12 protein-coding genes are annotated in these 12,495 nt (G+C 40.6%); all 12 read right to left on the bottom strand.

Features of this window, described 5'->3' with window-relative positions:
• Positions 1–21: 21 nt before the first annotated feature.
• Positions 22–1,629, bottom strand: coding sequence for a CgeB family protein (locus tag D1Z90_RS11480; protein ID WP_119910906.1), 1,608 nt, complete (start codon positions 1,627–1,629; stop codon positions 22–24).
• A 7-nt stretch (positions 1,630–1,636) separates the two neighbouring features.
• Positions 1,637–2,632: an NAD-dependent epimerase/dehydratase family protein gene (locus D1Z90_RS11475; protein ID WP_119910905.1), complete on the bottom strand. Its 996-nt coding sequence runs from the start codon at positions 2,630–2,632 to the stop codon at positions 1,637–1,639.
• Positions 2,633–2,719: 87 nt separating this feature from the next.
• Positions 2,720–3,871 carry an NAD-dependent epimerase/dehydratase family protein gene (locus D1Z90_RS11470; protein ID WP_119910904.1) on the bottom strand — a complete coding sequence of 384 codons (1,152 nt, stop codon included), beginning with the start codon at positions 3,869–3,871 and terminating at the stop codon, positions 2,720–2,722.
• A 14-nt stretch (positions 3,872–3,885) separates the two neighbouring features.
• Positions 3,886–4,908, bottom strand: coding sequence for a polysaccharide biosynthesis protein (locus D1Z90_RS11465; RefSeq protein ID WP_119910903.1), 1,023 nt, complete (start codon positions 4,906–4,908; stop codon positions 3,886–3,888).
• 8 nt (positions 4,909–4,916) lie between these two features.
• Positions 4,917–5,855 (bottom strand): NAD-dependent epimerase/dehydratase family protein, encoded by a 939-nt coding sequence (locus D1Z90_RS11460; protein WP_119910902.1) that lies wholly within the window; start codon positions 5,853–5,855, stop codon positions 4,917–4,919.
• A gap of 13 nt (positions 5,856–5,868) precedes the next feature.
• Positions 5,869–6,540, bottom strand: a complete 672-nt coding sequence (locus tag D1Z90_RS11455) for a phosphoadenylyl-sulfate reductase (protein WP_119910901.1) — start codon at positions 6,538–6,540, stop codon at positions 5,869–5,871.
• A 261-nt stretch (positions 6,541–6,801) separates the two neighbouring features.
• A complete protein-coding gene (locus tag D1Z90_RS11450; protein WP_119910900.1) occupies positions 6,802–7,491 on the bottom strand; it encodes an ABC transporter ATP-binding protein in 690 nt (229 codons plus the stop codon).
• Positions 7,488–8,216, bottom strand: a complete 729-nt coding sequence (locus D1Z90_RS11445; protein WP_158587110.1) for an ABC transporter permease — start codon at positions 8,214–8,216, stop codon at positions 7,488–7,490. The genes D1Z90_RS11450 and D1Z90_RS11445 overlap by 4 nt, the downstream gene beginning before the upstream one ends.
• A gap of 191 nt (positions 8,217–8,407) precedes the next feature.
• Complete coding sequence (locus tag D1Z90_RS11440; RefSeq protein ID WP_119910898.1) at positions 8,408–9,814, bottom strand: mannose-1-phosphate guanylyltransferase/mannose-6-phosphate isomerase; 1,407 nt, start codon at positions 9,812–9,814, stop codon at positions 8,408–8,410.
• Complete coding sequence (locus tag D1Z90_RS11435; RefSeq protein WP_119910897.1) at positions 9,804–11,174, bottom strand: phosphohexomutase domain-containing protein; 1,371 nt, start codon at positions 11,172–11,174, stop codon at positions 9,804–9,806. Before D1Z90_RS11435 ends, D1Z90_RS11440 begins: the two co-directional genes overlap by 11 nt.
• Positions 11,175–11,416: 242 nt before the next feature.
• Entirely contained in the window at positions 11,417–12,295 is an 879-nt protein-coding gene (gene rfbD / locus D1Z90_RS11430) for a dTDP-4-dehydrorhamnose reductase (RefSeq protein ID WP_119910896.1), read from the bottom strand.
• Between the two features lie 117 nt (positions 12,296–12,412).
• A partial coding sequence (locus D1Z90_RS11425; RefSeq protein WP_198419152.1) for an EF-Tu C-terminal domain-related protein occupies positions 12,413–12,495 on the bottom strand: 83 nt, incomplete at its 5' end.

Here is a 12,495-nt window from a genome sequence, read left to right as displayed (position 1 = left end):
TTAATACCTCGATTTAAGCTGTTAAAAGACAAGGATTGAAGCATCTACATCCTGCGAGACATTTTTACAGTAGAGAGTCTCTACATCTCCAATAAAAGATTCAGGGAATGGATTTTTTTTCAAGAAATCAATTTTTAACGAGTAAATGTCAATTATGCTCTTTTCATTTTTCGTTTCCGAATTGTACATAAGCCAATCAGAGCGATAATCAATATCTCTCAGCTTGACTGAAATATCAAAAGTTGAAAAACAAATATAACGTTTAAAGTCTTCTATAAAGACATTTAGTACTTCTATATCCCTATCCATAAAAACCAAGTAATCACAATTAGATTTATAAGCAATAGAGTTTATGATATGCCCTTCGTAAACTTCTCCGGGGTAAAACTCAATTATAATATCGTCCCTGTCAGAAACTTTTTCCGACAGCTCTGTTAAAATAGAATTTTCAGAAGTATAAATTGTTAGTGATTTTCCATCAAAATCGATTGAATCATATTTGCTAATCGTCGACTTAATAGAATATAAACTATCAATTTTAGAATAAAAATTAGCTTTTATGCATGAAGAAGTAGGTAAGTAGAAATCAATTTTTTTGCAAATACTTTCTAGTCTTTCAGAGAAAGAATTTTCGAACAGCTTTTTATTCCAAACTTCCTTCTTTCTAATATTATGATATTTTTTATCTCTTTTTATTCTAAGCAACTCTAGAAATAAATGGTCTGTTTTTTCAAAAACCTGAGAAAACCCCTGCAGAAATTCAAAACGTTCTTCTAACCCTGATTCTATGAGTAGAGGTGCACCTGATGCTGCTGCATCTAGTGCTCGCCATGCCTGCTCCGTCTTCGAAGTATCTTTATCATTGAAAATAACGTAAGCCAAAGATTCTTTGAGTAGCTTTTTTCTAGTTTTTTTTCTAACTCGACCAAGTATTACTTCTTTCGGAATATATTGTGTATCCTCATAGGATAAACTAGCTCTAGGATCAGATAAAACGCCATTAAGCTGGGAGTAATTTTTCAGTATCTCTTCATTTTCTTTGCGGTTTTTGACTACTGACACTAAGTTTTCACTAACAAAAAAGTCAGAATTAACATTATATTTTTTTATAGGATTAAAGCTTTTAAACTGAACAGCAGGCAATAAAATATCACAACCAACTCCATCAGATATTAGCTTTTCTTTTTCTATTTCGTCAGCACAAAAGCAGAAGTCACTTTCACTTGCAACTCCCTTATAGAGGTTGTGGTATAAATTATCTGCTGTAAACCAAAACACCACAGGTATTCTTTTTTCTCTAGCATGAGCAATTAATTCGGAAAGTTCATTTGTTTTTTTAAAATTTGATATTTCCCCTTTCCAGTTTCCAAAGCAATCTTCTAAACAAGATTCAATGAGAATAAAGTCTAAGTCACTATAACTAACAGAGCCTTTCCAAGTTTCTTCCAATAGAAAGTGAAGATCAACTTCAGGTTCTAAACCATCAGCTAGCCTATCGCTAACAATCGCCCCCACTTTTAGAAATCTCTTTTCCATTTTAATCCTTTCTGGATCAACTGGATTAAAGTATGAGATTTCTTCTTTGAGATAAAAATCAGAAACGACTTCACTTTTATTAAATCTTTTCATTTTATCGCTACTTATTTTTCTCTCTAAACCAATTTAGCGTATCAACAATTCCCGTAGCGAGCTTAACCTCTGGTTGCCAGCCGAGCACTTGCTTCGAATGTGTAATATCAGCAAAATTTCTTGCCACATCGCCAATTAATGGCTCGCCATAATCAATGGTAACTTCCAATTCAAAAACTTCTTTTATTTGAGCAGACAACAGGTCAGCTAACTCTCTGACGCTGGTTTCTTCTTGCGTGGCTACCTGGAAGATTTCTCCACCTTTAGGATGATATGCAGCCTTAACCACCGCTTTGGCTAGATCCTGAGAATAAATAAAGTCACGAGTTTGCTCACCATTGCCATTTATCGTCCAAGTTTCCCCAGCCAAAGCTTGTTTGATAAACTTAGCAACCACACTGCCTTTTTTGCCCGAAAGTGGGCCATACACATTTGAAAATCTAAGCACAATAGTATTGATGCCAAAGCTGCCATTATATGCAGAGCAGTAAGCTTCACCAGCTAACTTACTGGCACCATAAGGCGATATTGGGCGGCACGGTGACTTTTCCGTGATAGGCGGCTCAGCTTCCCCAATAGGTGCACCAGATGATGCCAGTACAAATTGCTTGATTTGGTTTTGTCTTGCTGCCTCGAGGTAATTAAGCGTACCCATCACGTTAGACTCCATGTCTAAGCGTGGCGACTCAATAGAAGGCTGTACACCGGTATTGGCTGCTAGGTGGATAATTACATCCGCTCCTGCTGTGACTTTTACGGCTGGCTCTGCATCTCTAATATCGGCTTTAACCACTTCAATGCCAGAGTGAGCAGACATAGCAGAAATATTATCTAGCGTAACTAAAGAAAAGTCGGTCACAGGTTGTAAATCACTTGGCGAGCCGGTAGAAAAATTATCAACAACGCGAATAGCCTGCGCTAAATCTTGCTTCAATAATTCGGCAATGAGTGTGCGCCCCACAAAACCTAAACCACCCGTAATCAACCAATTTAACTTTTTCAATGTCTTTTCCCTATTACTGTTCTTTGTTACGCAAAAACAAAAGCACCCCAAGCCACGATGTGACTCAGGGTGCCTTTACTTCAACTCTTATTTATTCCACTTGATTCCGCGGAAAATGCGATTCTCTGAAATAGCGTCTTTGTGTTTCAGCACTTTTTCCATCGCTTCGGCTAGCACTTCGTCAGTTAAATAGTTCGGCTCTAAGCCTAGCTCTAATAGACCTGTGTGTTTTGGATTGTAATAGTGCTCTTCCATTTCTTTTCTTGGGTTTTCAATGCTTTTCACTTCAACATCAAGCCCCATTTGTTGGCCTACAGTTTGCACTTTTTCAGCCAACTGGTTTACAGAGAAGGTCTCAGTAAACTGGTTGAAGATCCTTAAGTCACCTTTCTCAACAGGGTTTTGCGCCGCTAGATAGATACACTGTAAGGTGTCTTTTATGTTGAGGTAACCTCGGGTTTGACCACCTTTACCATAAACCGTTAAAGGATAGCCAGCTACGGCTTGTACCATGAAACGATTCAGCACAGTGCCAAAAATTTCGTCATACGCAAAACAAGGTAGTAAGCGCTCGTCAACTTTATTTTCATCTGTGAAAATGCCATAAACAGGCCCTTGCATAAGGTCGGTGACTCGAAGGCCCCAGGTCCTTACGTAAAACCACAATAAGTCGGTATCCATCACTTTTGTGGTGTGATACAAACTGCCCGCTTGGCGAGGAAATAAGAACTTACCGGTTCGACCATTATGCTCAATGTCTAACCAGCCTTCTTCAATATCAATGTTTGGTGTACCGTATTCACCCATGGTACCCAGCTTGATTAAATGCGCTTCTGGGCAATGCTCTTTCATGGCAAAAATGACGTTACCTGTAGCCCCAATATTATTATTTAGGGTCAGCCGTGCGGTGTCTGTATTCAACATAGAATAAGGGGCTGAAGGCTGTTCAGCATAGTGAACAACCGTGTCAGGCTTAAACTCTGCAAATACTTTTGAAGTGAAATCCCAATCGTTTAAGTCGCCTACATACACTTCTATATCTTTATTAGTATGTTCTTTCCAAATGCTTACTCGCTCATGCATATTCGGCGTAGGGTAAAGAATTTCCATGTCAGTGTCGCGAGCACAATTTCTGCGTAGATAGTTATCCAGAATTGCCACTTCATGTCCACGCTCAGAGAAGTACATCGCCGTTGGCCAGCCTAAATACCCATCACCACCTAAAATTAGAACTTTCATTTTTTTACCTTAAGTTAAATAATCGAATGCTTTAATAAGTATGCCTTAAGCTCATCAACTGACATTGCAGGCTCTTCTGATGAGTTATATGGGTTATTAACCTCTTCGCTCACTACGTTGTCATACTTGTATTCAAAATCGTACATATCTCTAAAAGCTGGCTTTACCACAAAATACTGCTTCGTTTCTATTGAACGGTGCATTTCTTCATGACTCATCAACTCTTCGTATAGCTTTTCTCCCGGCTTCACACCAATTTCAGTCACTGCTGGCTTCTCTGAAATAATGCCTTGCTCTGCGTATACATCCACCATAACATTTGCAATATCTTCAATCCGACACACCGGCATTTTGGTAATAAAGACTTCTCCTCCTACCGCAAGTTGCCCTGAGTCTAAAACTAAATTAGCAGCTTCATCAATTGTCATAATAAAGCGCGTCATTTCGCGGTCAGTCAAAGTGACACTTTGGCCACTTTGGATCTGCTTCTTAAAAATTGGGATTACCGAGCCTCTAGAGCCCAGTACATTACCAAACCGTGTCGATGTGAAAATGGTGCCTTTGTTTTCTCTTGAGTTATTTGCCGCAGATACTAAGCGCTCACCCATCAACTTAGAGGTTCCCATTACGTTAGTAGGGTTTACCGCTTTGTCAGAGCTAGTAAAAATAAACCGCTCTACTTGTGAGCACTTGGCTGCTTTAATTAAATTCTGCAGGCCAACAATATTGGTGCTGACGGCTTCATTGGGTGAAATCTCACAAATACCTACGTGTTTCAGAGCTGCCGCGTGAAAAACAATATCAATGCCTTCCATTACATTTCTTACACCACCGTAATCACGTAAGTCACGTAAGTAAAAATTAGCCGTTTTTGAACCGAACTCTTGTTGTGTAAAAAATAACTCAGACTCGTTGTTATCTATACCAACAAGTTCTTTAATTTTACCGAACTTGCCAGACAAAATTTGTTTTACAAGCTCTTTGCCTACCGTGCCACAAACACCGGTTACTAAAATATTCTTATCACTTAAATACATTTCTTTTCCTATAAATTGGCTTCGACGGCATCAAAGCTTTTTTTCATTTCAAGCAAATAGCTTATAAAATCTTTATTTTCGTATTCAGATATAACATTCTTTACGATTGCGGTTTCTTGCATATTTATATCTTGTAACTTTTCACTTCTATTGACGTATTGAATCTCTAGATCTTTAAATTCAGTTAAAAACCCATGAGCAATTTCGTTAATACTCCAGTTATGCGTGTTAACGTTGAATAACCCAGTATGTTCCGAATTATGGATAAGCATGTGCAATAGTTTTGTTACTTCATTTATCGCAATAAACGGCCTACGTTGCTCACCGTTGCCTTCGATGGTTATTGGGCGACCTAAGGTCGCATTCAAAAAAAACTTATTGATAACGGAGTCAAACCGGGTTGCTATGCCAAACCCAAAAACACTGCCTACTCTTAAGGTGCTTACATCATGAGAGCCTTCTAAACGACGAATCTGCTGCTCAGCATGGTATTTTGAATTGGCGTAAGAAGTTGTAGGGTGAGCTTCTTGTTCTTCCGTCACTGTCGAAGACGTACTGCCATACACAGCACCACTGCTTGCAAAGATAACCCGTTTACGACTTGTTGCCTTGGATAACTCTCGTACTAAATTAGCCGTGCCCCAGTGATTCACTTGATCAAATAAGTGTGGGTTTTCGCCGTTATAATGAGTTTTGGAGACAGCTGCACAGTGAATGATGCAGTCAGCTTGCTCTACCTGAGCCGCAATTGCCTCGCCATCCAAGATTTCACCATGAGTTAGACTTAGCTTATCATCATCTCTGTTCTTTAAAAGAGACAAACAATTAAAGTTTTGACGACTAAAATTGTCATAAATTGTCACTTTAGCAATTTTGCAATCTTGCAATAACTCACTGGTTAAATTTGCGCCTATATACCCTGCGCCGCCGGTAATCAATACTTTCAATTTTTCAACCTAATCAAGCTAAATTTGTATGTAATCCACATTCTTCTTTTTTCATGCCTTGCCAACGACCACTCCGTTCGCTACCAACACTTTCAAGGTAAGTGCTTGTACAAGGCATACACCCTACGCTCAAATAACCTTTAGCTTCAAGGGGATGTTCAGGCAAGTTATGCAGTTTTCTATAATCAAACACCATTTTTGATGTCCAAGGCAGCATAGGGTGATAGCGAGTAGTACCATTGGTGTTAGTTTGAAACTCTTTTAAATGACTTCTGGTTTTGCTTTGATCAGCACGCACACCGCTCACCCAAATATCAAAGTTCTTTGAGTACTCTTGCAACACATCAACTTTATTTAACTGACAGCATCTTTCGGTGTTGGTCAGAAACAGCAAATCGCCGTTGCTAGATTTTTGTTCTAACATGCTGACATTACTAGTAAGCGATACCACTTCTATACCCAAACGTTCCACGAGGTAATCTTTAAACTTGTACGTTTCAGGGAAAAGGTATCCTGTATCGATAAATGCTACCGGCACCGTTTTTTTAGCTTGGGAGATGATATGTAACAAGGGTAAACTTTGAGTTTGAAATGATGACGTTATGAATATTTTTTTATCTAAATCTATTAATTCATCTATCTTGCTTACAATCCTATTACTTGCAGCAGATATTTCATTAGTCATAGATATTATTCCTACAAATTGAAGATACGGTGTACGGGAAAACTAAAAATCAATTAATAGCAACACGCGCCACATACGTAACTGCACACAAGCATCTACGTAAGCCCATCTCAGTTATTCAGCTATATTAGCGGGTGCAAATTATGAATGATAACAAGCTTGTCAGCAATGCGTAGCTTCAAAGGTTTATCAATAAATTCTCTTGCACCTTGCATGCGGGTGTATTTTTTGATTTTACTGATGAAAGCAACATTGAAGCCTTCAACCATTATTGTATTTTGAAATCACTTCGGCTGTTGGTCCATAAGCTTGCAGGACACCATCTTTTAACCAAATTGATCTGTCACACAGTTTTCTAACTTGTTGCTCACTGTGCGAAACAAAGACCACTGTTTGATGCCCTTTTATTTTTTCAGACAATGTCTCTTGCGCTTTTTGTTTAAACTTTTTATCGCCTACGCTTAGAACTTCATCAACGAGCAGCACATCAACTTCTGTCAATACTGCAGTTGAGAAAGCTAAGCGAGACTTCATTCCAGAAGAGTAGGTTTTAACCGGCTGGTAGAAAAAATGGCCCAACTCTGAATACTCAGCAATATCTTTACACAAGTCTTGCGCCTGCTTCTTGCTGTATCCATTTAACATTGAACTAATTATTGCGTTATCTTCCCCGGTTAGCTCGGGGTTAAAGCCTAAGCCCAAGGACAGCAAGGCTCTAGAAACCCCTGGCTTAACGAGTATTTCACCTTCATCAGGGTGAAGAATGCCGCCGAGTACCTTAAGCAAAGTAGACTTACCTGAACCATTTCCCCCTAGGATGCCAAACACCTCTCCAGGTTGAACTTCAAAGCTAACGTCATCCAATGCTTTATGCTTAAAGCGCTTAAAAAAGCCGACCCTAGAAGTGTATTCGATTGTTACGTTGTTGACATTAATGATAGGTAGCGTCACGCAAATAACCTTCTTGTTAATGTGTTACTGTAACGATTAAGCGCCCAATACCCCACCCCAAAGGTTGTAATCGACCACGCCAAAACACACAACATGTACTTTAAATTCAGTAGTTCTTGGTACATAAAGACTTTCCGATAGCCATCAATGATAGCGGCTAATGGGTTTATCATAAGTAGCAAATCTCTCAAGGCGGGATCTTGGATGGTATTTACATCCCAGAAAATACCCGACGTAAACATTAAACACATCATAAACATACCTATTACTACGGTAAAATCGCGCGCAAATGTCGCAAAACATGAGAACAACACCGCGACCCCCGCAATTAATAAGTACTGCAGTATGATTAAGGGAATGGCTTGCCACCAATTCAACACATCATGATGACCATTGGCTACAAGAAATACTATTAGTATAGAAAATGCAAACGCCTGTTTGTATAACGCTTCTTGACAGTTTACTAAGGGGAATATGACTTTAGGAATAACCCGCTGGCTAATGAGGCCTTTGTTTTGTTGAATGCTCATTGCGCCAGAGTTGACGGCCTTAGAAAACCACAAGAAGGGAATTTTCCCCATCATGAGGAATAAGAAGTAATCATCTCCCCCACGGTTTAATACATGCTTAAACACGAAATAAAATAGCAGGACAAATAATAGTGGCTCTAACACCCACCATAGGTAACTAAATACCAGTGTGTTGGCTTGTGACTTGAGCTTCATGCATGCTTGAACATGAATTAAAGGAATTGCTTGTGAGAGCCTCATGCGCTTCTTACTATCTGACATCTTAAGCGAAGCATGCTAATAGCAGCGCCATGAGATTTCAAGTACAAACTACAGCCTTGCGACCGCTCACCGTTATTGCATTGATTCAAGATAAGTGCCAAATCAATCGGCCCAGGCTAAGCCAGTTAATTTCGCCCAAATACGTCATCAAACCGAACAATATCATCTTCGCCTAGGTAGCTGCCGCTTTGCACTTCGATGAGCTCAAGGTTAATCTTACCAGGGTTGGTAAGCCGATGGGTTGCTCCCAAGGGAATATACGCGGACTCGTTTTCTGATAACAACTGCTCTTTTTCATTAATTTCGACAATGGCGGTGCCTGAAACTACCACCCAATGCTCTGCTCTATGGTGATGCATTTGTTGTGACAAAGAAGCACCTGGCTTCACCGTTATATGCTTCACTTGGTAGCGCTTGCCATTATCGATTGAATCGTACTTGCCCCAGGGCCGATGTACCTCTCTGTGCAGTAAATGCTCACAGCGCTTTGTTTGCTCAAGGTATTGCACGACTTTTTTTACATCTTGAACCTTATCTTTATGGGCCACTAAAACAGAATCTTTGGTGCCTATCACAATGAGATCATCAACGCCGATTGTCGCAATAAATTGATTTTCAGATTGCACTAAGCAATTGTTTGAATCTATGTTAACTACGTCTCCCATTTGCACATTTCCCGCTGCATCTTTCGCACGAATATCCCAGATTGCAGAGAAAGAACCTACATCATTCCAGCCCACATTAATGGGTAAGACCATGCCTTTATCAGTCTTTTCCATCACGGCGTAATCGATAGAGTCATTTGGGCTAAGCATAAAGTCATCGCTGTTAACACGCACAAAGTCTAAATCAGACGCCGCATTTTGAAAAGCTGAGGCTGCAGCTTGATAAATCGCATTATCATGCTTTTTCAGCTCCTTTAAAAATGCATCAGCTTTAAAAACGAACATGCCGCTATTCCAGTAATAGTCACCACTATCAAGGTATGCTTGCGCGGTTTTTTGATCAGGCTTTTCAACAAATCGAGCGATCCTGCTCACCGTTGTCTTTTGTTCATGGGCCTGAATGTAGCCAAAACCAGTTTCCGGCTTTGTAGGGATAATGCCAAAAGTGACTAACGTGTCATTTTTTGCTTCTTCTAAAGCGACTTCAACAGCGGATTGAAAAGCCTCTTGGTCTTCGATTACATGATCTGCCGGCAACACCACTAGCATAGCGTTTTCATTTAACTCTTGCGCAGCCAGTGCTGCTAATGCAATTGCTGGGGCTGTATTTCTAGCCACGGGCTCTAGGATAATGGCTGCAGGTTGGTGCCCAATTTGTTGTAGCTGCTCCGCCAGAATGAAACGGTGACTTTCATTACAAACCGCTATGGGTGAATTATAGCCTTTTAACCTTAAAGCTGTGTCTTGTAACATGGTGTGTTCTGAGGCTAATTTGAGAAATTGCTTTGGATAATGTTTCCTCGATACTGGCCATAGTCGACTGCCGCAGCCACCCGATAAAATAACGGGAAATACATCATTTCGCATTGTCTAAAATTCCTAATATCTGTTTGGTTTTTTGTTCCATCAACGCTTGATCTGCCCGGCTTTCTACATTCAGCCTAACTAAGGGCTCTGTATTAGACATTCGAAGGTTGAACCGCCAACTTTTAAACTCCATGCTTAAACCATCAGTGAGGTCTACTGCTATTGCTTCCCCCTCAAACACCGCTTTCACTTCATCAATAGCCGGTTGGGGGGAGAGAATGGTTCGGTTTATTTCCCCTGACGCAGGATAAGCTTGGATCCTTTGCGCTAACATTGTTGATAATGGTACACCTTTAATACAAACGAGTTCGGCTACAAGTAGCCAAGGAATCATTCCTGAATCACAATAAGAGAAGCCTTTAAAATAATGGTGAGCACTCATTTCTCCACCATAGACAGCGTCTTCTTTACGCATACGCTCTTTAATAAAAGCATGCCCCGTTTGACTTTGTATTGCTTGTCCGCCGCACTGCTGCGCAATGTCTATCGTATTCCAGGTTAACCTAGGGTCATGAATGACTTTAGCTCCTTGCTCTTTTGTAAGGAAAGCTTCTGCAAGTAACCCGACAATGTAATAACCTTCAACAAATTGCCCCTTTTCATCAAAGAGAAAGCAGCGGTCAAAATCACCATCCCATGCAATGCCAAAGTCTGCATTGTGTTCAATCACAGCTTTGCTTGTTGAAGACCTATTTTCGGGCAATAGAGGGTTTGGGATTCCGTTGGGGAAACTGGCATCGGCTTGATGATGAATTTTAATGAAATGAATTGGGACATCTTGGTCCAGAAAAATTCGTTCTAACTTATCAACTACATGGCCAGCGGCGCCATTACCGGCATTAACAACAAGCGTTAGAGGCGTAATATTCGCTAACGAGATATATGACAAAATATGTTTTATATATTCGTCAATTACCGTGCTTTTTCTCGACTGGCCTTGCTTTTTTATAGCTGAAAAGTTGGCAGCTTCAGCAAGTGCTTGTATCTGGTCTAAACCAGATTCTCTACTTATTGGCTGAGCTTTGTCTTTAACCAGTTTCATGCCATTGTAGTCAATAGGGTTATGGCTAGCTGTTATCTCTATCCCACCATCAAGTTCCAAAAAAAAGGTAGCGAAATAAATTTCTTCTGTTCCTGTCATTCCGAGATCGATGACATCCACACCGGCATCGTTTAGCCCCCTTATTGTTGCACTTTTTAGGGACTCACTTGTGGCTCTTACATCTGCACCAATGACAACTTTCTTTGGCTTAATCACTTCTCCATAAGCTCTACCAATTCGGTATGCAATTTCCTCATTGAGCTCGTCACCAAGCCTCCCCCGGATATCATAGGCCTTAAAACATGTAAGCTTTTGCAAGTCACCCTCCGCTATCTAAGTACCGCCATTTGCAACATAGAGTTACGCATCAATATCTTAACAGTTTTTCATACTTTACTGGTCTTAAGTATAGGGGGGAATGATAGAGGAGCACATAAACAACAATGGAAAAGTAATATTTGTGCGCTAGATATTTATAGGCCGCTTTACATAAAGCAATTCCTACCAACTCTTGCAGAGCTCTTCTGTTCTAGCTCTGCGCAAGAGGTTTTGAATGACGTTTAGTGAATTTGATACTTATGAAGCGTTAACAATGCTGCTTGCCAATCACTGGCCTCAATCCCAAATGCCTGCTGTATTTTTCCGCATGCAAGCTTTGAGTTAGCTGGACGCGTAGCGGGTGTTGGGTAATCAGCCGTAGTGATATGGTTTACTTTTGGCGTATCCGTTAACAACTTCTGCGCTTTAGCCTGCTCAAAGATATACTCAGCAAACTCGGCCCAATTAACATATGGCAAACCTGTAAAGTGATATACACCCCACGCGATACGCTCACCGGCTTGCACCTTTTCAGCAATGGTTAGTAATGCAGCTGCAATATCACCGGCGTAGGTAGGCGAGCCATATTGGTCTGCGACTACACCCAGTTCTTCACGATCGGCGAGCTTTAGCATGGTCTTAACGAAGTTGTTACCTTGTTGGCCAAATACCCAGGCTGTGCGCAAGATAATATGCTGTGAGTTTAGCTTTGCGAGTGCGACATCTCCTGCGAGCTTACTTTTACCATAAACACCGGTCGGCCCTGTTACATCTGTTTCTTGGTAAACCCCCTCTTTATTACCTTCAAACACATAGTCTGTGCTGATATGTAACAATGGAATGTTTAATGTTGCGGTCGCTTTTGCTAGGTTTATGGAGCCGCTTTCATTGACAGCATACGCCAGATCAACCTGCTCTTCGGCTTTATCTACTGCAGTGTATGCCGCTGCGTTAATGACTAGATTTGGGCTTTCTTTTAATAAAAGCTCGCTCACCGCTTGCTCGTCGGTAATATCTAAACCCGCAACATCTAACGCAATGAGCTGCCACCCTAGCGCTGTTATTCTTGCACATAACTCTTGGCCGACTTGACCATTTGCTCCAGTAACCACGACTTTCATTGTTTTTCCTAACTATTTTGTTCTACTTAATCTAATAAGCTGACCACAATATGGCTTTTTTTGAATAAAAAAAAGGCCGCCTAAGCGACCTTTTGAGGTGAGTATCAAATCTCAGTATTAGCTGAAGATTTTAGATACAACACCAGCACCTACAGTACGGCCACCTTCACGGATAGCGAAACGTAGACCTTCATCCATTG

Origin of the sequence: Motilimonas pumila, assembly GCF_003596335.1 — a bacterium.
Lineage (GTDB): Bacteria > Pseudomonadota > Gammaproteobacteria > Enterobacterales > CBDFNC01 > Motilimonas > Motilimonas pumila.
This window is presented reverse-complemented; position numbering and strand designations above follow the sequence as displayed.